Here is a 23,521-nt window from a genome sequence, read left to right on the forward strand (position 1 = left end):
GTACCAGCAGGCGCAAGGCTGTCGAGGAGGCGGTATGACCACTGCGCTGGACAACGGCGCGCATACCGTGGCCGACGGCGCGTTCCGCGACCGTCTGCTCGACGGTATGGCCGCCTCGATCACCGAACGCGGCTATCGCGACACCACCGTCGCCGACATCGTGCGGCAGGCGAGAACCTCCAAGCGCACGTTCTACGAACAGTTCGCGAGCAAAGAGGAGTGTTTGATCGAGCTGCTGCGGCGCAACAACGAGACGATGATCGCCGGGGTGCGCGCAGCGGCGGACCCCGATGCCGACTGGCGCGCCCAGATCCGCTCGGCGGTGACCGCCTACGTCGACCACATCGCGGCGCGACCGGCCATCACGCTGGCGTGGATTCGCGAGGCGCCGGCACTGGGCGCTGTCGCACATCCGCTGCATCGCGAGGCCATGGAGAATTTCACCGACATGCTGGTCGACATCAGCAGCACGCCGGGCTTCGAACGCGCTTCGCTGACTCCGATATCGCGTCCGTTGGCGCTCATCATCCTTGGCGGCCTGCGCGAGCTGACCGCCCTCTTCGTCGAGGACGGCCACGACCTGGGCGGCATCATCGAGCCGGCGATCACCGCGTCGGTGGCGATCCTCGGCTCGCGCTGAGGGTCAGTTCAGAATCAGCCGCGCCGATTTCTCCAGTCGCTCCGCGATTTCGGTGTACGACGCATATCCCATGCCCGCGCGCACCAGCGCACCGGAGTACAGCATCTCCAGCGTGTCGATGACGTCGGGATCCGTGTCGGCGCCCAAGGCCGCGGCCAGCCGGTCTCGGATCTCGCGGCCGATGCGCAGCCGCAGCACCTCGACGTCGGGGTCGCGACCCAGCAGCGCCGTCGTCACCGCACCGGCGAACGTGGGCTCGTCGGCGACCAGCAAGGCGATGTGGCGCAGCACCTCGATGACCCGTGCGGCGGGGTCCTCGGACTCGTGTGCCGCCGGTGGAGATGCCGCGAGCCTGCGCCAGAACACCTCGGCGACAAGGTGTTCCTTCGAGGAGAAGTAGGTATAGGCGGTGGCCGCCCCGACGCCGGCATCGGCGGCCACCCGTCGCACCGTGAGGCCGGCGAAGCCCTCGCGGTTGAGGAGCTCGACCGCGGCGCGGCCGAGGCGGTCGACGGTGTCCGCTTGCTTGGCGGTCAGACGGCGCCGAGTCGACTCCAGGGCCGTGTCGGACACATGTCCGGACGCTACTACAACACCCCTGCACCAGCAATGATCCGCTGCGACTAGATTGAGTCACCGATGCGCACCACAGACGAACTCTTCGCCCTTGCCGAGAAGGTCATCGGATTCATGCCCGCCGACGAGGGCCGGGCCCTGTTCGACGCGGCCGTGAAGTATCTCGGCGACGGCATCGGCGTCGAGATCGGCACGTACTGCGGCAAGTCCACCGTGCTGCTGGGCGCCGCCGCACAGCAGACCGGCGGCGTGATCTACACCGTCGACCACCACCACGGCTCAGAAGAACACCAGCCGGGCTGGGAGTACCACGACGAGTCGATGGTCGATCCCGTCACCGGCCTGTTCGACACGTTGCCGACGGCTCGGCACACGCTCGACGCCGCGGGCCTCAACGACCACGTCGTCGCGATCGTCGGCCGGTCACCGGTGGTGGCGCGGGGGTGGCGAACTCCGTTGCGCTTCCTGTTCATCGACGGCGGCCACACCGAGGAAGCCGCACAGCGCGATTTCGACGGCTGGGCCAGATGGGTGGAGGTGGGCGCGGCGCTCGTCATCCACGACGTGTTCCCCAACCCTGACGAGGGTGGGCAGGCGCCGTTCCACATCTACCAGCGGGCGTTGAACACCAACCATTTTCGCGAGGTCTCGGCAACCGGATCCATGCGGGTGCTCGAGCGCACGGACGGCGTCGCCGGCGAGCCGCTGGACTAGCGGTCGCTGGTCGCGCACTCGCAGTCGTACTCGCCTTCGAGCCCGCGCGGAAGGTCCGCGCCCCGGAAGATCCTACTGGCGGCCGACGTCGACGACAGCGCGTCTGCGGCCAGAATCATCGCCGCGCCGGTCCACGTCGTACGTTCCTCCGGCCAACGCTTGCCGTCGGCGAACACCAGACCCGTCCAGTAGGAGCCGTCGTCCTCACGCAGATGGTGCATCGCTGCGAACTGCTCCCTGGCCCGCACCGTGTCACCCATCGCATCCAAAGCCAGTACCAGTTCACAGGTTTCGGCCCCGGTCACCCACGGCCGGTCGTCGACGCACCGGATACCCAGACCGGGAACCACGAAGTCGTTCCACCGCTCGTCGATCCGCATCCGCGCCGCGGGACCGCGCACCGCGCCGGTGAGCACCGGGTAGTACCACTCCATCGACCAGCGGTCCTTCACCGTGAACGCCTCGGGATGGTGGGCGATCGCATGGCCGAGCCTGCCGACCGCGACCTCCCATTCCGGCTGCGGGTCGTCGAAGTAGTCCGCGAGCGCCAGCGCGCACCGGATGCTGTGGTAGATGCTCGCGCACCCCGTCAGCAGGGCCTCGGGTTCGATGGCCGAAGGGCTTCTCGCCCAGGCGATCTCACCGCCACTGAGCTGCATGCCGAGCACGAAGTCGATCGCCTTGGTGACCACCGGCCACATCGTCTCCGCGAAACGGCGGTCACCGGTGACCAGCACGTGGTGCCAGACGCCGGTGGCGATGTAGGCGCAGAAGTTGCTGTCGCTGTTGGCGTCCTCGATGACACCGTTGCGCAACTGGATGGGCCACGATCCGTCGCGGCGCTGGTGCGTGCGCGACCACTCGAACGCCGCGCGTGCCGACTCCAGCAACCCGGCGACCGTCAGCGCCATCGCGTTCTCGATGTGATCCCACGGATCGGTGTGGCCACCGTCGAACCACGGCAGCGCACCCGAGGACTCCTGGGTAGCGGCAATCGATTTCGCGGTCTGACGGCACTGTTCGGGTGTCAGCACCCCGGGAACGCCTGGGACGCCGTCGAGTTTAGGCGTCAGCACCGGCACCCACCGGTTTCGTGAAGTACAACGCGACGCTCTTGCCGATCAGCGGGTTGAGCAGCGACTCGGCCGTCTTGGTCAGCCACGGGCGGCTCATCATGTCCCACACCAACATCCGGTGGTAGGCCTTCACCGCGACGTGATCCGAATTCTCGGTTCCCACCGCGCATTTGAGCCACCAGTATGGGGAGTGCAAGGCGTGCGCATGATGGGTGTGCTCGAGCCGGAGGCCGTGAGCGAGCACTTTGTCGCGCAGCCGGTCGGCGTGATAGATCCGCACGTGCCCGCCCTCGTTGGCGTGGTACTCATCGGACAGCACCCAGCAGAGCTTCTCGGGGAGCCACCGCGGCACCGTGACGGCAAGCGTTCCGCCGGGCTTGAGCACCCGGACCAGCTCGGCGATCGCCTTCTCGTCCTGGGGCACGTGCTCGAGGATCTCCGAGGCGATCACGCAATCGAAAGTGCCGTCGGCATAAGGCAGGTTGAGCGCGTCACCCTTGACCGCTTCCGCCTTGGCCGTCGGCGGCGCCTCACCCTGCTCGCGCATGGCTGTCAGGATCTCGTCGACGTCGTTGAGATCGGCGGCGCTCTGGTCGAACGCGACGACGTCCGCCCCGCGCCGGAAGGCCTCGAAGCTGTGCCGGCCCGCGCCGCAACCCACGTCGATCACCTTCGTGCCCTCGCCGACGCCGAGCCGGTCGAAGTCGACCGTCAGCATGCGCCGACCCGTTCGCGTGCCATCTCGTAGACCGCAACCGTCTGCGCGGCAACCGATTGCCAGCTGAACACCTCCACCGCGCGCTTGCGTCCGTTCGCACCGAGGCGGGCCAGCTCACGCGGTGAGTCGAGCAGTTCGCCGAGCACCGCGGTCAATTCGTCGACGTCGGCGGGCTTGACCAGCCGGGCGCAATCGCCGTCGGCACCCACCACCTCGGGCAGCGCACCGGCGCGGCTGGCCACGATGGGCGTGCCGCTGGCCATCGCCTCCACCGCCGGCAACGAGAACCCCTCGTAAAGCGATGGGATGCAAGCGACTTCGGCCGAGGCCAGCAGGTCGGCCAGCTCGCTGTCGGACAACCCGCTGGAGCTGTGCACGATGTCGGAAATGCCGAGCTCGGCGATCAGCTTCTCGGTGGGACCGTTCGGTTCGAGCTTGGCGACCAGCTGCAGTTCGAGATCGCGTTCGACGCGCAGCCGGGCCACCGCGTGCAGCAGGTGCCTGACGCCTTTGAGGGGAACATCGGCGCTGGCGATCGCGATGATGCGGTTGCGCACCCGTCGCTCGGCGGGCTTGAACATCGCGGTGTCCACGCCCAGCGGCACGACGTGCAGCTGGCTGGGCGCGACGCCGAAGTCCTCGGCGATGTCAGCCGCCGACGTCGACGACACGGTCAGCAGTTCGGGGATCTCGCAGGCCACCTGCTTCTGCATCTCGGCGAAGCCGTACCACCGTCGCACCAGCGGTTTGCGCCACCACTTGGCCGCCGCGACGTCGACCACCTTGTCGCGGGTGATCGGGTGATGCACGGTGGCGACCACCGGAAGGCCGAGGCCGGCGATCTTGCGGAGCCCGGTGCCCAGGCACTGGTTGTCGTGCACGACGTCGAACTCGTGGCGACGTTCGGCCAGCACCCGCGCGGCGCGCAGGCTGAACGTGCGCGGTTCGGGGAAGCCCGCCGTCCACGTGGTCAGCAGCTCGAGCAGGTCGATCGACGTCTTGATCTCGTTGGGCCACGGAATCCGGAACGGATCGGGTTCCCGGTACAGATCCAGGCTGGGCACCTCGGTCAGCCGAACGCGGGGATCGAGTTCCTCCGGGTAGGGCTGGCCCGAGAACACCTCGACCTCGTGGCCGAGGTCCGCGAGGCCGCGCGACAGGTAGCGGACGTAGACGCCCTGCCCACCACAGTGGGTCTTGCTCCGGTACGACAGAAGTGCGATGCGCATGTTCAACTCAAGACGATGCGCAGAAGCGGCTGAATCCAGAGCCGGTGAGCTGGACAAATCGTGTCACGCAACAACTCCGAACCTTCTGGACATGTGTCCAGACTATAGTTTGACGTGCTAGCGGACGCAACGCGACCGTGATGCCTTGACTATCACAGTGACCGGGGGTGCTGCCCGTCGGCCTCTCGGTTCCGCGCTCCGGCGACCGGGTATCCGCCGGTCATGAGCAGACACATCGAGGCGACCTTCCAGATCGCCAGCTGGGATGAGACGCCGTTCGAGAACGGCGACGAAGCCACCAAGCTCACCGAGGCCCTGGTCTCGAAACGCTACGAGGGCGACATCGAGGGCACGTCGACGACCAAGTGGCTCTTGGCCTACGGACCGGACAAGAGCGCGCTGTTCGTCGGCATCGAACATGTGACCGGCACCATCGCGGGCGCGACCGGCGGTTTGGTGTTGCTGCACGACGGCGCCTACCGGAACGGCGTGGCCAGTGGAGAGGTGCGGATCGCATCGGGCACCGGCGGGCTGGCCGATGCCGCCGGCAACGGGAAGTTCCGCGCCGACCCTGCGGGGGCACTGACCCTCGACGTCGACGGTCTGGACATCGCGGTCACCTAGGTCACAGGCGGTGCGGTAACCGACGGGGCCGCCCCTGGTGGCGGGCGTGCGCCACCAGATAGTGGAATGACTCCCCCGAGCGGCCCCTTAAGATTGGCTGCGTGCAATCGGCCCATCGGCGTGACGTGAGCGTTTGCCCTGCGCAGCGGGCAGATTTCAGTTTGCTGCCGGTGTCGTGGCACACCGCCGACCAGTCCGGCCGCCGGGGAGGTGCGTAGCGCGTGCGGCGCCTCTTCGAACGCGTCGGCGTGCTGACGGCTGTGCTGTTGCTGACCTTGATCGCCGCCCCTCCGGCGACGGCGATCGAGCCGCCGACGATCGATCCGGCGGCCGTGCCCCCGGATGAGACCGGGCCGGATCAGCCGATGGAGCAGCGCCGGGTCTGCTCGGCGCCGACGGTGTTTCCGAACGCGAACTTCGCCGACCGGCCCTGGGCGAACGACTACCTGCGGTTGTCCGAGGCGCAGAAGTTCGCGACGGGCGCGGGCGTGACCGTCGCGGTGATCGACACCGGCGTCGTCGGCTCACCGCGGGTGCCCGCCGAACCGGGCGGAGACTTCGTCGACCAGGCCGGGAACGGCATGTCGGACTGCGATGCGCACGGCACGTTGACAGCGTCGATCATCGCGGGCCGGCCCGCGCCGAACGACGGCTTCGTCGGGGTCGCGCCCGACGCCCGCATCCTGTCGCTGCGCCAGACCTCCGAGGCGTTCCAGACAGTGGGGACGCGCCAGGACCCCAACGACCCGAATGCCACCCAGACCGCAGGATCGCTACGCAGCCTCGCGCGCGCGGTGGTGCACGCGGCCAATCTCGGCGCGCAGGTCATCAACATCAGCGAGGCGGCCTGCTACAAGGTCACCCGTCCGATCAACGAGACCAGCCTGGGCGCCGCGATCAACTACGCGGTCAACGTCAAGGGCGCGGTCATCGTCGTCGCCGCGGGCAACACCGGCCAGGATTGCGCGCAGAACCCGCCCGCCGATCCCGCGGTTCCGACCGATCCGCGCGGTTGGAAGCAGGTGCAGACGATCGTCAGCCCGGCCTGGTATTCACCCCTGGTGCTGACGGTCGGCGGGATCGCCCCGAACGGACAACCGAGCACGTTCTCGATGTCGGGTCCGTGGCTCGGCGCCGCGGCGCCTGCCGAGAACCTCGTCGCGCTCGGCTACGACGGCAATCCGGTCAACGCGCTGCAGGGCCAGGACGGCCCGATCCCCATCAGCGGGACGTCGTTCGCCGCGGCCTACGTCTCCGGGCTGGCGGCGCTGCTCAAACAGCGCTTCCCCGCGCTTACGCCGGCCCAGCTCATGAACCGGATCACCGCGACGGCGCGTCACCCGGGCGGCGGCGTCGACAACTATGTGGGCGCCGGGGCGGTCGACCCCGTCGCCGCGTTGACGTGGGACGTGCCTCCCGGCCCGGAGCAGGTGCAGTACCGGGTCAAGGAGCTTCCGCCGCCGGTGTTCACCCCGCCGCCGGATCGGGGGCCGATCACCGCGGTGGTCGTCGCCGGAGCCGGGCTTGCGGCCGCGCTCGGACTCGGCGCGCTGGCCCGTCGCGCACTGAGGCGCCGATGAACAGGGTCCTCGGCATGTTCGGCCTGCGCCTCACGACGGGCCACGCGATCTGGGCGGCGGCCCTGATCCCCGCGACCATACTGGTGTTCGCCGAGCTGAACCTGTTGTGGCTCGGAATCACGCTCGCGGTGCTGATCGCGCTGGGCTCGGTGGTGACCATCCGCGGGCTGCGGATCACCGGTTGGGTGGCGGCGGTGTTCGCGTGGCGGCGCAGGAACCGCGACGTTCCGCAGCGTCCGTCCGAACCCGCGGTGGGCGCGACTGTGATGCCGGGCGATCACGTCGCCGTGCGATGGCAGGACGAGCACCTGACCGCGGCGATCGAACTGGTGCCGCGTCCCTTCACCCCGACGGTGATCGTCAACGGCGCGGCGTTCACCGACGACGTCGTCGACACCCGGCTCGTCGAACAACTCGTGGCCGCGCACTGCCCGGACCTGGAGGCCGACGTGGTGTCGTCGGGGTATCGCGTCGGCAAAACCGCTCCCGCAACGCTGATTTCGCTGTACGAGCAGGTCGTCGGCCCGTACCCGGCTCCAGCGAACCGGCGCACCTGGATCGTGCTGCGCGCCGATCCCGAGTCCACGCGCAAGTCGTCGCAGCGCCGCGAGTCCGGGGTCGCCGGGCTTGCGCGGTACCTGGTGTCCTCGGCCACCCGGATCGCGGATCAGTTGGCCGGCAACGGAATCGACGCGCGCCCCGCGCGCAGTTTCGACGATCTCGACCGGGCCACCGAGATCAGTTTCGAGCGTGAGACATGGTCGGCGATCAAGGGCCGCAGCACGTTCACCGCGGCCTACACCGCGCCGGGCGGACCGGACGTGTGGTGGTCGGCGCGCGCCGACCATACGATCACCCGGGTCCGCATCCGGCCCGGTGAGGCCCCGCGCTCGACGGTGCTGCTGACCACTTTGGCCAATCCGGCCACACCGCGCGGCTTTTCGTGTCTGTTCGGCGGGCAGCGAGCGGCTCTGCACGGCATGAGCCCGGTCGGCGACCGCCACTACGAGCTGCCGATCGGGTCGGCGGGGGTGCTGGTCGGTGAGACCGCCGACCGGTACCCCGTCTACATACCGTTCGACGACATCGACGTGAGCATCAACCTCGGCGACTCGCGGCTGTTCACCCAGTTCATCGTGCGGTCGGCGGCGGCAGGCGCCGTGGTCACCCTGACGCCGCAGTTCAACGAGTTCGCCGGATACGTCAACGCCAGGATCGGGGACGAGGCCAAGGTGGCGTGGCCGCATGCGACGACGTACTTGAGCCCGCACCCGGGCCTCGGCCGGGTGACGTTGCGCAACAACTACATCGAGACGCCCCGTCATCGCCAATTGCCGATAAGGCTGATCAATCCGCGCGAGGAAAGCCGCTACCAGATGGTCCTCGAGGGCTGAGCCGACATGCGGGCGCAGGGGTAACGATGGGCGAGATCCAGCGGGTCGAACCGGCGGAGCTCACCAAGCAGTCCGCAGAGATGCACGGGACGCAGTGGCACACCCCCGTCGCCGAAGCGGTGGTGCCGCCGGATGCGCTGCCGTCCTCGGCGGCCGCGGTCGCCAACCTGAACGCGAACGCGCAGTCGCTGCTGGAGTTTCAGCGGTGGGCCGAGACGGAGAACCAGCGCATCGCCGAGATGCTGCAGATCGCCGCCGACGCCTACACCGAGGTCGACGAAACCTGCGGGCGAGCGATCGAGAACCCCGACCGACGGGCAGCGATCGAGGCGATCGCGGTGCCCGCCCCGGCGACGCCGCCGCCCGCGCTTCCCCATCCGGTCGGCACTCCGCAGCCACTCGGTGCGGCCGGTTACAGCGACGTGCACGAGACGCAGGCTGACCTGGTCGCCGGGGACGACGGTGCATCGCTGAAAATGGCCATGCTGCAGTGGGGTCTGGCCAGTACCCGAGTCAGGGACGCCGCGCCGCGGCCGCCCAGCGGCGACTGGGAGGGCCGGGCCGCCGACGCCGCGTACGCGAGGATGGCCGAGTTCAGCGGCTGGCTGGAACAACTCGCCGAGGGCTGGCACGACCTCGCGGAAGCCGCGGCGAAAATCGTTGCGGCCCATGACGCCGCGAAGGCCGAGCATGCGGGAATCCATACCGAGTACGTGGCGTTGGAGACCCAGCTGCGTGAGCTCGCGGCGCAGACGACGGTGGGCAACTCTGTCGCGACTTCCAACGAGATGGCCAAGATCGGAAAGCGGCTGCAGGAGCTGCAGCAGCGGTCCGACGACGTGCGCCAGGACTATGCGAGCGGCGCCACCTTCTCACCCGTGCGGCCCGCGATGCCGTCCGCCCCCGACACCGACAGCGCTGCCGTCGTCGGTGGCCCGGGCGGCAACGAGGCGCAACCCGGCCGCGGTCGCGCGGGTGTGCCGTCGTACGGGCCGCAGCGGTCCCCGATAGCGGACAGGACCGATGGTGCGGCGCGTTCGGGTGGTGCCCGGGCCGGCGGTGGCGCTCCGGCGGGCGGTGGTGCGCCCCCGGGCGGTGGCGCGCCGTCGGGCGGTGGTGCGCCCTCGGGCGGTGGTGCGCCGGCTGGGGCTTCGACGTCAGGCCCGAAGGCGACCGAACCCCACGTGCGCCCCGCCGCTGTCGGTGGTGCCGGGGCAGGCGGTGGCAGGGGCGGTGGTGCCGCAGGCGGCGGTGGCATGCCTGCGACGCCGATGTCAGCCCCGGTGACCGCGGAGACGGTCGCGCCTGCGCCGACCGTGCCTGCCGCGGCGGGTGGCGCACCGGGATCGTCGACGGACGGCCGCGCGGGTACGCCCATGGCCGGCGGTATGGCCCCGATGGCGCACGGTGCGGGCGCCCAACAGGGCAAGGAAAAGCGACGCGATCCCCGAGTCGCGCCCGACGAGGATCTCTACACCGAGGACCGGCCGTGGACCGAGGCGGTCGTCGGCATTCGTAGGCGCAGGGCGGTCGCCGACGGCGAGAGCCGAGACGACACATGAGCGACGACATGCACCCCGACGTCGCCGCTGTGTTGCGGCAGGCGCAGCAGTTGCAGTCGCTCATGGACGACCAGCTGGACCGGATGAATGCTCAAACCTTCACCGGCACCGACGAATCCGAGACCGTCCAGGTGACGTTGGACGGTCACCACCAGCTGGCGGGCGTGGTCATCGAGGAGGGCCTGCTGAGCCTGGGCGTCGAGGAGGTCCAGAAGCGGCTCAACGAGGCGCTGGACTCCGCGACGGCCGCGGCCACCGCGTCGCTGGAGGCCGACCGGGACCGGATCGACGCCGCCGTCGCCGACATCACCGACGGGAACCGCTAGCGCACACCCTCTTTCGCGTACACCACGCTTAACACGTGGGCCACCTCCGGCCCCATCACCGTGTCGGCGAGTTCACAGAAGGCGGCCACGAACTGCGGCCCGTGCGGCGGCGCCGCCTCGCACAGGTGGTGTGCGATCTCGTGCAGCACCACCAATTCGCGCAGCGCCCAACGGGTCCGGACTTCGGGCACCGCGATGACGGCGCCATCGTCGTCGAGTTCGTAGTGAGCGGCGCTGGCTCCCCGCCTGGGCCGCACGTCGAGTGGGGCCACCCGTGGCCAGCGTCGACGCACGGCGGGCATCGCCAGTACCTCGTCGACATACCGCTGCACCGACTCCACCGACGCGAACCGTGCCTCGGGGGGCAGGGTCAACGAGGTCCCGAAGAAGTCGATGGCGCGGTTGCCGTGCTCGGCGGCCCGGTCGAACAACGTCCGGACGAACTCCTCGGCGGCGTACACCTTCGCCCTCTGGGTGTCGCGCGGCGTCACGTCTCCCCGGAGGCGCGGCGCCCGTTCCCCGGCAGCGCCGAACGCGCATTGGCGATTTCCGGGCTGGGCCCGAGCCTGGCCTTGCGGCCCGCGCGGTCACCGGCACGGCGGGCGGCCGAGGAGTAGCCGGCCGTCGCGCTGGTCGCCCGCCACGTCCCGCGCGCCTCGGAGGTTTCGCGGTAGAAGTCGCGCAACTCGAGGTCCTTGTCCCGCAACGCGATCGCGGTGCCCGGCTGGCTGTCGCGGCTGTTCGTGGCCTCCCGGCGTGCTTCCTCCCGCGCCTCGACCAGCCGCTGGCCGATGCGGGCGCCGAACGCCAACTGGAAGTTGATCCGCGCGGTGATGGTGGGCGTGGGGCGGTGAGCGCCCGACTCGATGTAGGCCTGCGAGGCCCTGACCATCTGCATGACCAGGCCCGCGTACAGCGCATGGCTGGCGTCGATGTCCTCGGGAAATCCGTAGGCGTAGACGAATGTCGAGTTCGACGCGACATCGCATTTCACGTCGTTGGCGTGCGCGATCACGGTGAACAACTGCACATACGTCCGCAATCCTCGGGTGCCGGCGTTGCCGATCGTGATCGTGCGCTGCACCGGCATCTGCGCCTTCGTGCGCTGGTCGGAGTGCGACCGCGCCACGGCCAGGTCGATGGAGGTGGCCGTCGCCAACCGCTGCGCCGCGGCCATGAACGCCTCCGCCTCGTGCGCGTTGTCGGTGCCTTCGGCCTGCCGCAGCAGGGCGGCGATGCGGGCCAGCATCTTGTCGTCACTCATGGCGCCAGATTAGGGCTGCTCGGCGACAAAGCGGTCCAGCGCTTCGACAACCTGTGGAGAAAGCGGATCTTGGGAGGCGTAGTCGGCGACGTTGTCGCTCGGGTCGTCGCGCAGCACGTGGTTGACGCCCTTGAGTTCCACGACCGTCAGCGCGGTGTGCCCAAGCGCGTCCGCGAGGGGGCGGATCGAGTCGCACGACGCCTGCGCGTCGGAGTCCGAACAGGTCAGCAGCACCGGTGTGCCCGCGGGCACCTTGGCCGCCAGCGTCAGCGGGTCGATCTTGTCGGCTTCGACGACCGCATTGACGTTGCCCGGGTTCAGCATCGCGCCGAGTCCCTCGGGCAGGTTCGCAGGCGCCGTCCCCGTGGTCCGGACCTGCTCGACGGCCGCCAGCCACGCGGTCAGGGTCCCCGCAGCGGCGCCGGCGCGCACCCGGTTGGTGATCATGTCGAGGTAGCGGCCGGGCAGCGGCTGAAAGAGGCCGAGCGCGTGGATCTTTGGAGCACCGGCGTCGGTGTCGCCAGCCAGCGTCATCGCGTGGATGGTGCCTTCGCCCACCGCGTAGACCGAGATGCGGGAGTCGTCGGTCCGCGGCTGATCGGCCAGGTAGCGCACCGCCGCCTTCGCACCCGTGGTGTAGACCGAACTGACCACCTCGGTGGGCCGCTGCGCGTACGGGCCGAGACCGGTCTGGCCGGTGCCGACCTTGTCGTAGCGCAGGCTGGCCACGTCGCGGTCCGACAACAGTTCGGCGAGTTGGCGCATGTTGCCGACCGGCCCGGCGACCTGGTTGTCGCCGTTTCGGTCCGTGGCGCCGCTCTCGGAGATCAGAAGCGCGGCGGGCCCCACCGTGTCGCCGGTCTCGTGCCGGTAAGTGCCGTGGATGGTCAGCTCGTCGGCGGTGAAGCCGACGTTCTCGTCGACCCACTGCACGTCGCCCGAGGGCGAACATCCCGACAGTACGATGATCAGTGAAAGCGCCCCCGCGACAACTGCTTTCAAAGCTTGGCCTCGATCCACGAGGTGACGTCGTCGAGCACGAGGTCACGCTCGGGCTCGTTGAACACCTCGTGGTAGAGCTCGGGATAGACCTTCAGGTGCGCATCGGTCGATGCGACACACGACAGCAGGTGGCGGCTGCCCGCGACGGGGATGAGCTTGTCCTGTTCGCCGTGCACCACCAGCAGCGGCGCGGTGAGCGCGGACGCCCGCTGCGGCATCGTCTCGCCGACCTTGATCAGCGCCTTGGCCACCCCGGCGGGGAGCTTGCCGTGGTGCACCATCGGGTCGGCCATGTACGCGGCCACCACGTCGGGGTCCCGCGACACCGCTTCGGTCGGCAGTTGCTCGACGGGCAGGCCCGGCAGGATGCTGCCGAGGACCTTGGCCACGGTGATCATGACCGGTGACACCGCGTCGTGGGCGTAGACGGCGGGCCCCGACAGCACCATCGCGGTGTAGTCGTCGGGGTGCTCGACGCCGTAGGCGAAGACAACGCCGCCGCCCATGCTGTGGCCGAGGACGATGCGCGGCAGGCGGGGGTGCTCTTCGGCGGCGATCGTCACCAGGGTTCCGAAGTCGCCGGTGTATTCGCCGATGTTGCGCAGGTGAACCCGTTTGCCATCGGAGCGCCCGTGGCCGCGCAGGTCGAGCGCATAGGTGAGCAGACCGGCCTCGCCGAACCGGTGCGCGACGTGGTCATACCGGCGGGCGTGCTCGGCGTATCCGTGGCACAGCACGACCACACCGCGCGGATCACCCTCGGGAGTCCAGACGTCGTAGACGATGCGCACACCGCCGATACCGTCGAAGCTGCGTTCGCTGCGGGTCGTGGCCACGCAGCGAGACTATCCGTTGTCGGACCCACTGATTAAGCTCGGCGGCGTGACGGTCCTGGCCCACGATGTCGACGACAGCAGCGCCGAGGATGCCTTCCTGGCCGATGCCCAGCGGTATCGCCGTGAACTGCTCGCGCACTGCTACCGGATGACCGGTTCCCTGCACGACGCCGAGGATCTGGTGCAGGAGACCTATCTGCGGGCGTGGAAGTCGTTCAAAGGCTTCGAGGGCAAATCGTCGGTGCGCACGTGGCTGTACCGGATCGCCACCAACACCTGCCTGACCGCGCTGGAGAGCAGGCAGCGCAGGCCGCTGCCGACGGGCCTCGGGGCCCCGAGTTCCGATCCGCTCGACGATATCGTCGCCCGCGAGGAGGTGCCGTGGCTCGAGCCGCTGCCCGATCAGGCGGTCGACCCGGCCGACCCGTCGGTCATCGTGGGCTCTCGCGAATCCGTGCGGCTGGCATTCGTCGCGGCACTTCAGCACCTCTCGCCGCGGCAGCGCGCCGTTCTGGTGATGCGCGACGTGCTGCAGTGGAAGGCGTCCGAGGTCGCCGACGCGGTCGGCGCGTCGACGGCGGCGGTGAACAGCCTGCTACAGCGGGCGCGGGCGCAGCTGGACGCCGTCGGCCCGAGCGAGGACGACGAGCTGCGCGCGCCGCAGTCGCCGGAGGCCCAAGACCTGCTGACGCGCTATATCGCAGCGTTCGAGAGCTACGACGTCGACAAGCTCGTCGAGTTGTTCACCGCGGATGCCGTGTGGGAGATGCCGCCGTTCGACGGCTGGTACCAGGGCCCGGAGAACATCGTGGCTCTGTCGAAAACGCACTGCCCTGCCGAAGGGCCCGGGGATATGCGGTTCATTCGGACCACCGCCAACGGTCAGCCGGCCGCCGCGCTCTACATGCTCAACCGCGAGACCGGGGCACACGAGGCCTTCCAGATGCACGTGCTCGACGTGACGGCCCGCGGCATCGCGCACGTCGTGGCGTTCCACGCCACGACCTTCGCCCCCTTCGGGCTCGCCGACACCGTCTGAACTACGGCTTACGGCCCAGCGCGTACTCGTCGATGGTCAGGCCCACCTTTCCGCTTCGGCGCGCTCATAGGCGATGTCGTGCCGGTAGCCGAGCACGACGCTGGTGATCAACGCGATCGAGATGACGCCCTCGGCGATGAAGAACGCCACGAAGTCGATGAGCGAGCCGATCGGCGGGCCGCCGGGCACGGCGTTGCGCAGAGGGATCAGTGCGAACAGGATCGCCGCCATCATCGAGCAGGCTGGCAGGACAAGGCCTCTGCGCCACCGCAGCGCGTAGTAGGACGCCGTGACGGCGGCCGCGGCCAACCCGAGCATGAGCAGCATCACGAACACGGCGAACACCAGCGTCGGTGCGCTGCGGTGCAGGAAGAGATCCGCGTCGACGCTGTCGCCTTCGACGTCCGGGTCGGGGCCCAGCGCGACCCGGAAGAAGGAGTCGTTGTTGAACACGGTGAGCGTCGTGGGCAGCGAGGTGCCGTCGTCGGCCGCGATGTTGAGCCCCAGGAAGGCGGTGTAGCGATCGAAGGGGTAGTCGGTCGGGATCCCGACCATCCCGAACTTCTGCTCGATGACAGGCACGGTCTCTCCGCTCGGCAGGTTCACCGAGGGGTTGGTGAAGGAATTGCTCAGCAGCTTGGTGTCCAGGTTCAGATGGCCGTCATCATCGGCGTACTTTCCGTTGGCCACGATGTCGGTGACGGTGGCCGCCACGGTCGTCGTTTCCGTGTCGACCCGATTCACCCACACGGTCAGGTCTATACGGTCGGGCTTGTCGAAGTCGCCGAGCTGCAGACCGTCCTCGGCCCAGTGCCTGCTGGACGCGTACAACGCAAGGCTCACCGCCATCAGCAACACCACCGCCATGGCGAACACGCCAAACGCCCGCACAGCGCGCCATCGCGGCGAAGGTGTGCTCATCGCGGGCAGCGTATTACGAGGGGGCGCGCAAAAGCGGCTCGACGCGCAGGTGGCTGGCCGACAGCGGTGCCTGCGACGGCCCGAAGCCCCTATCTGCGCAGTTCAAGGCGGAGTTGACACCTGTTCTGCAACGTGTTCTATAGTCAGCGGCCATGAAGACCAAGGGCGCGCTGCTGTGGGAGCTCAACTCACCGTTCCGCATCGACGAGATCGAGATCGGTGACCCCGTCGCCGACGAGGTACAGATCCGAATGCACGCCGCGGGCATGTGCCATTCGGACTACCACCTGACCACCGGCGCCACCCCGATCGGGCTGCCTGCGCTCGGCGGACACGAGGGCGCCGGCGTGATCACGAAGGTCGGCAGGAACGTCACCGGCCTCGAGGAGGGCGACCACGTCATCCTCGCGTTCATCCCGGCGTGCGGGCAATGCGCACCATGCCTCAAGGGCCATCGCTCGCTGTGCGACCGCGGCGCGGTACTGCTCGGCGGCAAGGCGATCGCCGACGGCACCTCCCGCGTGCATGCCGGTAGCACCGAGGTCTCGCCGATGAACCTGCTCGGCACGTTCGCGCCGCACATGACGGTGCACAAGGACTCCGTCGTCAAGATCGACAAAGACATTCCGTTCGAGTCGGCGGCCCTGCTGGGCTGCGCGGTCCCGACGGGCTTCGGGTCGGCCACCAACGTGGCCGAGGTGAACCCGGGCGAGACCGTCGTGATCGTCGGCGTCGGCGGTATCGGCATGAGCGCACTGCAAGGAGCGGTCATCGCCGGGGCCCGCCACGTCGTCGCGATCGACCCCAACGAGTGGAAGCGCGAACAGGCGATCAAGTTCGGCGCCACCCACGTCTACCCGTCGATGGCCGAGGCGATCGCACCCGTCATCGACCTCACCCACGGCGTGATGGCCGACAAGACGATCATCGCCGTCGGCGATATGAAGGGCGAGTACATCGAAGAGGCGCTGACGCTGACCACCAAGACCGGCACCTGCGTCGTGACGGGCATGGGCTCGATGATGGACGTCGACGTCAAGCTCAACCTGTTTTTGTTCACGATGTTGCAGAAGACGTTGAAGGGCAACATCTTCGGCGGCGGCAGCTCGCACATCGAGACCCCGAAGCTGGTCGGCCTGTACAAGTCGGGCTTGCTGAACATCGACGACATGGTCACCAGGACCTACCGCCTCGAGGACATCAACTCCGGCTATGCGGACATGCTCGACGGTAAGAACATCCGCGGCGTCGTCACCTACGACGAGGCGGACTGGTAGCCAGCCGGTCCAGCACCGCGTTCAAAACGTCCTCGAACACCTGAAGCTGTTGTGGTGTCAACCCCTCGAACACCGTGCTGCGCACGAGTTCTGCGTGCCCCGGAGCAGCCCTCTGCAGCGCTCCGAGCCCACCGTCGGTGATCGATACGCTGGCGCTGCGCCGGTCGTCGTCGCTGCCGTGCCGCTCGAGCAGTGCGCGCCCGCGCATCCTCCGCAGCTGGTGTGACAATCTGCTCTGCTCCCACCCGAGCGCCTCGGCCAGGTCGTTGATGCGCTGCGGACCGCGCTCGGTTAGCGCGACGAGGACCTCGTAGTCCGCCAGCGACAGCTCGCAGTCACGTTGCAGTTGCCGGTGCATGGCCGTCTGCAGACGGCTCGTGACCGTCAGGTACTTCCGCCAGACCTCTTGTTCGCGCCTCGTCAGCCACACGAAATACATGACACATCATCTATGTTGTCGCGTCCAGTAGCCCCCTTTAGGCTGGGCGCCGAGCGAGAGGTAAGCCATGACCGCCCCCACCGTCGAGATCCGCCGGGCAGACAACCGCGCGAAGACCGCGATCTCCTGGCTGGACTCCAAGCACTCGTTTTCCTTCGGCAGCCACTACGAGCCGGACAACACCCATCACGGCCTGCTGCTGGTCAACAACGACGACCGGGTAGCACCGGGTACCGGATTTGATACCCATCCGCACCGGGACATGGAGATCGTCACCTGGGTGTTGCGCGGATCGCTGGTGCACCAGGATTCCACCGGCAACTCCGGCGTGATCTATCCCGGTCTGGCACAACGGATGTCGGCCGGTCGCGGCATCATGCACTCCGAGAAGAACGACTCATGGACCTTGACGGGCACCGAATCCCACAGTGAGCCTGTGCATTTCGTCCAGATGTGGGTGATCCCCGACGAGTCGGGAATCGAGCCCGGCTATCAGCAACTCGAGATCGATGACGAACTGCTGTGCGGCGGTCTGATCACGATCGCCAGCGGTATTCCTGAACACCGGGACCAGACCGCAATCTTCATCCACAACAAGGACGCCGCCCTACACGGAGCGCGGATGCGCGCCGGTGACAGCGTCGAGTTGCCGCACGCCCCGTATCTCCACCTGTTCGTGCCTCGCGGCGAGGTCACGCTCGAGGGCGCGGGCCCCTTGGGTGAGGGCGACGCCGTTCGTTTCACGGGTACGGGTGGCCAGCGCGTCACCGCCACGACGTCGGCCGAAATTCTGGTCTGGGAGATGCATGCGAGTTTGGCTGCGGCATAACGCGATCGCCTGCATGGCAGGTGTGATGCTGGCGACGGGCTGTTCGTCGGATTCCGGGCGAGCGCCGGCGCCGGACCCGCCCCCGAGTGAACCCTCGGCCACCGCGGAAGCGACCTCGGAGCTGTCCGAGGTGACCGTCGCCGTCGACCCTGCCCTGGCGCAGGCGCCGTTCGATGAGCCGCGTCAGGCGCTCGTTCCCGCCGGTTGGTCGATGGCGGTGTGGGCGCGCGTCCCGAAGGCGAGGCTGGCCGCGTGGGCACCTGACGGCGCGCTTCTGGTGTCGCAGCCCAGCACGGGCGAGGTGTTGCGGCTGCAGCCCACCGATGCGCAACCCCGCCAGTCGACCCTGCTCTCAGGACTCGATCAACCGCACGGGCTCGCGTTCGCAGGTGACACGCTCTACGTCGCCGAAAGCGACCAGGTCGACGCCTACACCTACGCCGAAGGCGCGGCCACCGATCGGCGCACCCTGGCGGGGGATCTACCCGACGCGGGAAGTCCGGACCTGCGCGGCGCGTATGCCCACGCCCTCAAATCAGTCGCGATCGGCCCCGACGGCAGCGTTTACTTCTCGATTGGCTCGACGGGCAACATCACTGCCGCCGATCGCGACGCCGATCCGCCGCGCGCCACGATCATGCGGGTCCCGCCGGGCGGTGGCCCCGCCGAGCCGTTCGCGACCGGGGTCCGCAATGGGACCGGCCTGGCGATCGCGCCGGACGGAGCGGTGTGGACCGCCGTCAACAACCGCGACAACATCGCCGACCCGCAGACCGGCGAGGTCCGCCAGGATTACGTCAGTCTGCATCCGCCGGAATCGGTGGCGCGACTGACGCCTGGGCGCGAACTGGGCTGGCCCTTCTGCAATCCCGACGGTGGCCCGGCGCGGCTGCCGTTGATCCGCGACGTACAGACGAACGCCGACGGCAGCCGCCTCGACTGTGCGGCCCTGCCGCCGATCGAACAGAGCCTCGGCGCGCATGCCGCCCCGCTCGGTATGAGCTTCACCGACGGCGTGCTACCGGCCCCGTACTCCAGCGGCGCCCTCGTCGGCGTGCACGGGTCGTGGAACCGGGAGCCGCCGTATGCCCCCGAGGTGGCGTTCTTCGGCTGGCGCAACGGAGAACTCGCCGACAAGCAGACGCTGGTCGGCGGGTTCCAGTCCGAAGACGGCTCGCGGTGGGGCCGCCCGGTCGCCGCGGTCGCCGGGCCCGACGGCGCCGTCTACATCACCGACGACTACGCCGACGCGGTCTACCGGTTGGCCCCGCCGGGGCGTTAGCGCGTTCTCGGCGCTCCCGTGCCCCGCCGTCCGGTGATCGCTACGTAGATGCCGATGAGGATGATGGCCACTACCAGCCCGATGACGAATGGGATCGGGGAGAACATCTTGTCCCCGGTGCCGAACATCTCATTCGAAATCCACGAGCCGAGCAGGGCTCCCACCGCACCGAGCAGCACGGTGATGAGAACACCGACGTTCTGCTTACCGGGCAGAATCAGGCGCGCCAGTGCGCCGAGGATTGCGCCGACGACGAGCGCAACAATGATCGTCCACATATGTGACTCCTTCAGTTGGCGGCACTATGTGCCGCTAAGCACACAGTGCCCGTCTTAAGCGGTTCGTAACCCCTTGATTCGGCCTCCCGCTCTTCTCCGGGTGCGTGGTCGCACACCAATGATTTGACTCCTGCGGGACCGTCCATGGCGCCGGAGCATCGAATCGCGACCCGCCAGCAACGCAACCGTGATGTAACTGCGATATATGTTGACAGTGGGACTGTAGTGAATAATGTGGTATTCGTTCCTCCGCCAACATCAAAGGGGCCTCGCGTGTCGGCGCCACCAGCAAACATCAGACGCTTCGCGGCATCAGTCGCGACGCTGCTGCTGTGCGCGGTGCTGTCTGCGGTGTTGTCCATGGCCCCCGCCGCCAATGCCGCCGGCGCACGCGAGAAGCTCGCCACCGCGATCGCCAACACCCGAGGGTCCTATCTCGTCTACAACTTCGGCGGTGGCCATCCCGCCCCGATGCTGAACGCGGGCGGCGGCTGGTACGAGGCCACCAGCGGCGGGCGTCTGATGATCATCAAGGCGGCCTCCACCCGGCTTGCGCCGCGTCTGCTGGTCGACTCGCACCGGGGTTATCAAGCGCGCTGCGAACGCGATCCCCGCGCCCGCACCGGGGAGGGGCTGTTGCAGGCGTCGGAGATCTTCACTCCGCTGCAGGCCTGGCAGGCGCTCGGGCAGCCGACGATCGCGATCAACGCCAACTTCTTCGACGTGCGCGGCCAACGAGGCGGCTCGTGGAAGTCCACCGGATGCAGTTCACCGTTGGGGGCCTACGTCGACAACACCCGCGGAGAGGGTAAGGCGAACGTAGCGGTGACCGGCACCGTCTCCTATGCGGGTAAACAGGGGTTGTCCGGCGGCAACGAGCACTGGAAAGCGTTGTCCACCATGATCATTCCCGTGGGCGGAGCGCCGTATGTGGTGCCGCCTGCCAGTCCTGACGACTACGATGCGGCTTCGCCGGTGGTGCAGCGGCTGGTCGACGAGGGCGCGCGGTTCGTCGCGGTCGCCGGTATCGGTCTGCTCGCGCCGGGTGACACCGGTCAGCTCAACGACGGCGGACCGAGTGCGGCGCGCACCGCGCTCGCGTACTCCAAGGACAAGGACGAGATGTACGTCTTCCAGGGCGGGAGCTACACCCCCGACCAGATTCAGGATCTGTTCCGCGGGTTGGGCAGTGACACCGCGATCCTGCTCGACGGCGGCGGCTCGTCGTCGATCGTGCTGCGCCGCGACACCGGCGGTATGTGGACCGGCGCGGGCGTGCCCCGCGGATCCTGTGACACCCGGCAGGTGCTGTGCGATTCGCGCGAACGCGGACTACCGAGCTGGCTCGCGTTCAACTAGACCGTTCAAATCAGGCCGCAGCGCTGCCGGATCCCTCACCGGATGTGCCGGAGGTGGTGCCGGACGTGCTGCTGCCGGCGTCGCCGGTGGTCGCGCTCGGAGAGTCGTTGTCGGGCTTGGCATGTCGCGGTGAGGATCCCGGTACCGCCTTGACAGGTTCGCCGTTGTCCGGCTTGGCGTGCTTCGGGCCGGACTTGGCGCCCGTGCTCGGGCTGAACTTGTTGCCCGGCTTGTAGCCCTTCTTCGACGTGTCACCGTCCTTGCCGCCGGTCTTCGTTTCGCCGGTCTTCGTCTCATCGGCGGTGGTCTTATCGGCAGGGGTCTCGGCGGTCTTGGAGTCCTCGGTCTTGGTGCCGGTCTCGCTCACCGTGGTTTCGCCGTCGTCCTCGGCGGGCTTCACCCCCTCGGTCACGGTCTCTTCGGCGACGACCCCTTCCTCCGCCGGCTTCTTAACGACGACTTCGTCTTTGAGCTTGTCTGCGATCACTTGGTCTGCAGCCTGGCCTGCGACAACTTCGTCGACCGCTTCCTCGCCCTGCGGTTCGTCGGTCACGAGGGTGAGCATCCGCGCGCCGGAATCGGGCAGGCCGGTCGGCGATGGTAGTTCGCCTTCCTCCTGCGCGGTGCCCGGGAGGATATCCTCGGTGGCCTCCTCCAGCGCCTCGTCGACGATGTCGGTCAGCACACTGGTTGGCGTCGTGCCCCAGAGGGATCCGCCGGTCAGGAACCTGAGCAGACTGGTCAGGACGTTCGGCGTGCCCACCGTCGGGTGGCCGCTGAAGAACTCCTTGAAGATGCCCTGGACCAACTGGTTGAAGATGACGCCGGGAACCTGAGCCCAGTCGACATTCGGGAACGACATGAACGGCGTCGGGTCGCCGGCCTCGTCCAGTGACCGCTCGTAACCGCCGGTCTGCGGGTTGTAGTAGACGTCGGTGTAGCCGAGGTTCACCAGGCTGGTCAACGCCGGGGCAAGCGCGTTGGCCACCATGCTGAACGGGTTGTAGCGCGCGACCCCTCCGAGCGTGACGAGGTTGAGCACGTCGGCGGCAAGGTACAGCGGCTCGAGCAGCGGCAGGGTCGCCGAGCGCAGCGTGAGATAGAGGTTGACCGCGAGCGGATCGCCGTCCCGGATGCGCTGCGCGAGATCGTCGAGCTCCAGCAGCTGCTGGGGGTCGAACGTGACGCCGCGAAGCATGTAGGTCGGAAGCAGGCCCGCAAAGAGGTTGTTGGCCAACGAGAATGGGTTCGGCCACGCCGCGAAGTCGCTCAGCATGTCGTACTGAACCGTCGCGTCGAGCTTGATCGGGATCAGGTTCGCGCCGCCGACGGAAAGGCCGGTGCCGGGCAGCGGGAGGCCGCCGCTGTAGGAGGCCTCCGTCTCCGGCGTCACCGTCTTGATGCCCGCCAGGCCGAACAGAGGATAGAAGCGAGCGAACATTCCGCCGTTGGCCCGCCCGGGATTGCGCAGCAGGATCATCGGGAGGATGGTGATGCTGCCCAGGAGCGGATGCTCGGCGGCGTTCTCTCCGCCCGGTTGATTCACCAGGTCGGCGACGATCCGCTCGTATGCCGCCCCAGCGGAGAAGGCGCCGAGCCCCATGCTCAAAACCACCGGCACCCGGACCTCGACGGCGTCTATGTCGGGGATGGGGATGTCGAGCAGATCCAACACCGGGTTCAGGATCTCCAGCTCGCGCAGCACTGACTCGAGGCTGACTTCCACGTCGAGGTACGGGGTCTTGTTGACCTCCTCGGCGATGGCGCGCGGCAAGCCGGGCACCCAGCCGAGGTCGACTCCCAACAACTTGAGCACGGTGAAGACGGGACCCGCGGTGATGACGTTGACCGGTCCGGGGAGGTTGGAGAGGTTGAACGGATCGCTGAGGTCGAGGCCGAGCAGCCCGAACAGGCCGCCGATGGTTTCCGGTAGCGAGCCTGCCAGTAGGTTGCTGAGCTGTTGTTCCACGTCGGGTGTGAGTATCCCGAGGGGATCGATGAGCGCGCCGGCGACTCCCGGTATGTCGATCGGGATCGCGCCTACCACGTCTTTCAGCAAACCTGGGGGGATCTCCCCTAGCACCCCGCCGAGCAGATTGTTGAGCACCGACTCCGGGTCGGCGCCGGCCGCCTGCGCCAGCACGGCGAGGTTGAAGTTCTCCACTACCAGCCGGACCAGCACCTCTGCGGCGACCTGGCCAAGGTCGTAGACCGCCGGACCGAGGCCGAACGTGAGGTCGGGGATCTCATCGGGCCCGGGCCACTGATTCACCGCCGCGGCCAAGTTGACGTCGGTATCTACTAGAGTCTTCGAGTCGTCGCTCGGCTTGGGCAGGGGTGCGGCGCCGATGGTGAGCGCCGTGGCCGTCGCAGTGGCTGCGCCGATCGCCGCGATTGTTTTGGAGGTCCGGCTGCGTTTGCCATGCCTGCCGTGTCTGCCAGCCACTGATCCGGTCCTTTCGAACGAAACAGCTATTTACGTGACCGTAACAGGCAGGCTCTCACGAGACTACAATTTGAGCAAATTCGTTTGCTCGGTAAATAAGTTTAGTTATC

Annotated in this window: 24 protein-coding genes; 12 read left to right on the plus strand and 12 right to left on the minus strand. The window is 68.2% G+C overall.

Annotation, left to right across the window (positions count from 1 at the left end):
* Positions 1–34 precede the first annotated feature (34 nt).
* Positions 35–640, plus strand: a complete 606-nt coding sequence (locus A5790_RS06200) for a TetR/AcrR family transcriptional regulator (RefSeq protein ID WP_066841909.1) — start codon at positions 35–37, stop codon at positions 638–640.
* A gap of 3 nt (positions 641–643) precedes the next feature.
* On the opposite strand, the gene A5790_RS06205 is transcribed toward A5790_RS06200, so the two are convergent.
* On the minus strand, positions 644–1,213 hold the full coding sequence (locus tag A5790_RS06205; protein WP_066841911.1) for a TetR/AcrR family transcriptional regulator: 570 nt from the start codon (positions 1,211–1,213) through the stop codon (positions 644–646).
* A gap of 66 nt (positions 1,214–1,279) precedes the next feature.
* On the opposite strand from A5790_RS06205, the gene A5790_RS06210 reads away from it, so the two are divergent.
* Entirely contained in the window at positions 1,280–1,930 is a 651-nt protein-coding gene (locus tag A5790_RS06210; protein ID WP_066841913.1) for a class I SAM-dependent methyltransferase, read from the plus strand.
* Here A5790_RS06210 and A5790_RS06215 read toward each other — a convergent pair.
* Genes A5790_RS06215 through A5790_RS06225 form a run of 3 tightly spaced genes read right to left on the minus strand, consistent with a single transcriptional unit; the run spans position 1,927 to position 4,953 of the window.
* Entirely contained in the window at positions 1,927–3,006 is a 1,080-nt protein-coding gene (locus tag A5790_RS06215; RefSeq protein WP_066842045.1) for a prenyltransferase, read from the minus strand. The two genes, A5790_RS06210 and A5790_RS06215, sit on opposite strands and share 4 nt — an antisense overlap.
* The gene (locus A5790_RS06220) at positions 2,993–3,724 is read right to left on the minus strand and encodes a class I SAM-dependent methyltransferase (protein ID WP_066841915.1); all 732 of its coding nucleotides are present in this window, start codon (positions 3,722–3,724) and stop codon (positions 2,993–2,995) included. The genes A5790_RS06215 and A5790_RS06220 overlap by 14 nt, the downstream gene beginning before the upstream one ends.
* Positions 3,718–4,953 carry a glycosyltransferase family 4 protein gene (locus A5790_RS06225; protein WP_066841919.1) on the minus strand — a complete coding sequence of 412 codons (1,236 nt, stop codon included), beginning with the start codon at positions 4,951–4,953 and terminating at the stop codon, positions 3,718–3,720. Before A5790_RS06225 ends, A5790_RS06220 begins: the two co-directional genes overlap by 7 nt.
* 222 nt (positions 4,954–5,175) lie before the next feature.
* On the opposite strand from A5790_RS06225, the gene A5790_RS06230 reads away from it, so the two are divergent.
* From A5790_RS06230 to A5790_RS06250, 5 genes are all read left to right on the plus strand, one after another.
* Positions 5,176–5,577, plus strand: coding sequence for a DUF3224 domain-containing protein (locus tag A5790_RS06230; RefSeq protein WP_066841920.1), 402 nt, complete (start codon positions 5,176–5,178; stop codon positions 5,575–5,577).
* Between the two features lie 221 nt (positions 5,578–5,798).
* Positions 5,799–7,157: a type VII secretion-associated serine protease mycosin gene (mycP, locus tag A5790_RS06235; protein ID WP_066841922.1), complete on the plus strand. Its 1,359-nt coding sequence runs from the start codon at positions 5,799–5,801 to the stop codon at positions 7,155–7,157.
* Positions 7,154–8,551 (plus strand): type VII secretion protein EccE, encoded by a 1,398-nt coding sequence (gene eccE, locus A5790_RS06240; RefSeq protein WP_066841924.1) that lies wholly within the window; start codon positions 7,154–7,156, stop codon positions 8,549–8,551. Before mycP ends, eccE begins: the two co-directional genes overlap by 4 nt.
* Before the next feature lie 26 nt (positions 8,552–8,577).
* Positions 8,578–10,113: a hypothetical protein gene (locus tag A5790_RS06245; protein ID WP_066841929.1), complete on the plus strand. Its 1,536-nt coding sequence runs from the start codon at positions 8,578–8,580 to the stop codon at positions 10,111–10,113.
* Complete coding sequence (locus tag A5790_RS06250) at positions 10,110–10,439, plus strand: YbaB/EbfC family nucleoid-associated protein (RefSeq protein WP_066841931.1); 330 nt, start codon at positions 10,110–10,112, stop codon at positions 10,437–10,439. The genes A5790_RS06245 and A5790_RS06250 overlap by 4 nt, the downstream gene beginning before the upstream one ends.
* On the opposite strand, the gene A5790_RS06255 is transcribed toward A5790_RS06250, so the two are convergent.
* Genes A5790_RS06255 through A5790_RS06270 form a run of 4 tightly spaced genes read right to left on the minus strand, consistent with a single transcriptional unit; the run spans position 10,436 to position 13,541 of the window.
* Positions 10,436–10,930 (minus strand): TIGR04338 family metallohydrolase, encoded by a 495-nt coding sequence (locus A5790_RS06255; protein WP_066841932.1) that lies wholly within the window; start codon positions 10,928–10,930, stop codon positions 10,436–10,438. The two genes, A5790_RS06250 and A5790_RS06255, sit on opposite strands and share 4 nt — an antisense overlap.
* Complete coding sequence (locus A5790_RS06260) at positions 10,927–11,703, minus strand: DUF2786 domain-containing protein (RefSeq protein WP_066841934.1); 777 nt, start codon at positions 11,701–11,703, stop codon at positions 10,927–10,929. The genes A5790_RS06255 and A5790_RS06260 overlap by 4 nt, the downstream gene beginning before the upstream one ends.
* A gap of 9 nt (positions 11,704–11,712) precedes the next feature.
* Complete coding sequence (locus A5790_RS06265) at positions 11,713–12,675, minus strand: hypothetical protein (protein WP_369829769.1); 963 nt, start codon at positions 12,673–12,675, stop codon at positions 11,713–11,715.
* 26 nt (positions 12,676–12,701) lie between these two features.
* A complete protein-coding gene (locus A5790_RS06270; protein WP_066841939.1) occupies positions 12,702–13,541 on the minus strand; it encodes an alpha/beta hydrolase in 840 nt (279 codons plus the stop codon).
* 16 nt (positions 13,542–13,557) lie between these two features.
* Here A5790_RS06270 and A5790_RS06275 point away from each other — a divergent pair, with 16 nt between their 5' ends.
* Positions 13,558–14,580 (plus strand): sigma-70 family RNA polymerase sigma factor, encoded by a 1,023-nt coding sequence (locus A5790_RS06275; RefSeq protein ID WP_066841941.1) that lies wholly within the window; start codon positions 13,558–13,560, stop codon positions 14,578–14,580.
* Positions 14,581–14,616: 36 nt separating this feature from the next.
* On the opposite strand, the gene A5790_RS06280 is transcribed toward A5790_RS06275, so the two are convergent.
* Positions 14,617–15,501: a DUF4436 family protein gene (locus A5790_RS06280; protein WP_231987618.1), complete on the minus strand. Its 885-nt coding sequence runs from the start codon at positions 15,499–15,501 to the stop codon at positions 14,617–14,619.
* 152 nt (positions 15,502–15,653) lie between these two features.
* Here A5790_RS06280 and A5790_RS06285 point away from each other — a divergent pair, with 152 nt between their 5' ends.
* Complete coding sequence (locus A5790_RS06285) at positions 15,654–16,778, plus strand: NDMA-dependent alcohol dehydrogenase (protein ID WP_066841943.1); 1,125 nt, start codon at positions 15,654–15,656, stop codon at positions 16,776–16,778.
* On the opposite strand, the gene A5790_RS06290 is transcribed toward A5790_RS06285, so the two are convergent.
* Positions 16,753–17,217 (minus strand): MarR family winged helix-turn-helix transcriptional regulator, encoded by a 465-nt coding sequence (locus tag A5790_RS06290; RefSeq protein WP_066841945.1) that lies wholly within the window; start codon positions 17,215–17,217, stop codon positions 16,753–16,755. The two genes, A5790_RS06285 and A5790_RS06290, sit on opposite strands and share 26 nt — an antisense overlap.
* 67 nt (positions 17,218–17,284) lie before the next feature.
* Between A5790_RS06290 and A5790_RS06295 the strand changes: the two genes are divergently transcribed.
* Both A5790_RS06295 and A5790_RS06300 read left to right on the plus strand, forming a co-directional pair.
* A complete protein-coding gene (locus tag A5790_RS06295; RefSeq protein ID WP_066841946.1) occupies positions 17,285–18,046 on the plus strand; it encodes a pirin-like bicupin family protein in 762 nt (253 codons plus the stop codon).
* Positions 18,024–19,328 carry a sorbosone dehydrogenase family protein gene (locus tag A5790_RS06300; RefSeq protein ID WP_066841949.1) on the plus strand — a complete coding sequence of 435 codons (1,305 nt, stop codon included), beginning with the start codon at positions 18,024–18,026 and terminating at the stop codon, positions 19,326–19,328. The genes A5790_RS06295 and A5790_RS06300 overlap by 23 nt, the downstream gene beginning before the upstream one ends.
* Here the strand turns inward: A5790_RS06300 and A5790_RS06305 are convergent.
* Positions 19,325–19,606, minus strand: a complete 282-nt coding sequence (locus A5790_RS06305) for a GlsB/YeaQ/YmgE family stress response membrane protein (protein WP_066841950.1) — start codon at positions 19,604–19,606, stop codon at positions 19,325–19,327. The two genes, A5790_RS06300 and A5790_RS06305, sit on opposite strands and share 4 nt — an antisense overlap.
* Positions 19,607–19,879: 273 nt before the next feature.
* Between A5790_RS06305 and A5790_RS06310 the strand changes: the two genes are divergently transcribed.
* Positions 19,880–20,965, plus strand: coding sequence for a phosphodiester glycosidase family protein (locus A5790_RS06310; RefSeq protein WP_066841952.1), 1,086 nt, complete (start codon positions 19,880–19,882; stop codon positions 20,963–20,965).
* A gap of 10 nt (positions 20,966–20,975) precedes the next feature.
* On the opposite strand, the gene A5790_RS06315 is transcribed toward A5790_RS06310, so the two are convergent.
* The gene (locus A5790_RS06315) at positions 20,976–23,411 is read right to left on the minus strand and encodes a hypothetical protein (RefSeq protein ID WP_066841954.1); all 2,436 of its coding nucleotides are present in this window, start codon (positions 23,409–23,411) and stop codon (positions 20,976–20,978) included.
* Positions 23,412–23,521 lie beyond the last annotated feature (110 nt).

It is taken from the genome of Mycobacterium sp. 852002-51152_SCH6134967 (genome assembly GCF_001667105.1).
GTDB lineage: Bacteria > Actinomycetota > Actinomycetes > Mycobacteriales > Mycobacteriaceae > Mycobacterium > Mycobacterium neumannii_A.

Coding starts and splice junctions, on each gene's coding strand:
- A5790_RS06200 (WP_066841909.1), top strand. CDS start 35: ATGACCACTGCGCTGGACAACGGCGCGCATACCGTGGCCGACGGCGCG.
- A5790_RS06210 (WP_066841913.1), top strand. CDS start 1,280: ATGCGCACCACAGACGAACTCTTCGCCCTTGCCGAGAAGGTCATCGGA.
- A5790_RS06220 (WP_066841915.1), bottom strand. CDS start 3,724: ATGCTGACGGTCGACTTCGACCGGCTCGGCGTCGGCGAGGGCACGAAG.
- A5790_RS06225 (WP_066841919.1), bottom strand. CDS start 4,953: ATGCGCATCGCACTTCTGTCGTACCGGAGCAAGACCCACTGTGGTGGG.
- A5790_RS06230 (WP_066841920.1), top strand. CDS start 5,176: ATGAGCAGACACATCGAGGCGACCTTCCAGATCGCCAGCTGGGATGAG.
- eccE (WP_066841924.1), top strand. CDS start 7,154: ATGAACAGGGTCCTCGGCATGTTCGGCCTGCGCCTCACGACGGGCCAC.
- A5790_RS06245 (WP_066841929.1), top strand. CDS start 8,578: ATGGGCGAGATCCAGCGGGTCGAACCGGCGGAGCTCACCAAGCAGTCC.
- A5790_RS06250 (WP_066841931.1), top strand. CDS start 10,110: ATGAGCGACGACATGCACCCCGACGTCGCCGCTGTGTTGCGGCAGGCG.
- A5790_RS06260 (WP_066841934.1), bottom strand. CDS start 11,703: ATGAGTGACGACAAGATGCTGGCCCGCATCGCCGCCCTGCTGCGGCAG.
- A5790_RS06280 (WP_231987618.1), bottom strand. CDS start 15,501: ATGAGCACACCTTCGCCGCGATGGCGCGCTGTGCGGGCGTTTGGCGTG.
- A5790_RS06285 (WP_066841943.1), top strand. CDS start 15,654: ATGAAGACCAAGGGCGCGCTGCTGTGGGAGCTCAACTCACCGTTCCGC.
- A5790_RS06290 (WP_066841945.1), bottom strand. CDS start 17,217: ATGTATTTCGTGTGGCTGACGAGGCGCGAACAAGAGGTCTGGCGGAAG.
- A5790_RS06295 (WP_066841946.1), top strand. CDS start 17,285: ATGACCGCCCCCACCGTCGAGATCCGCCGGGCAGACAACCGCGCGAAG.
- A5790_RS06300 (WP_066841949.1), top strand. CDS start 18,024: ATGCGAGTTTGGCTGCGGCATAACGCGATCGCCTGCATGGCAGGTGTG.
- A5790_RS06305 (WP_066841950.1), bottom strand. CDS start 19,606: ATGTGGACGATCATTGTTGCGCTCGTCGTCGGCGCAATCCTCGGCGCA.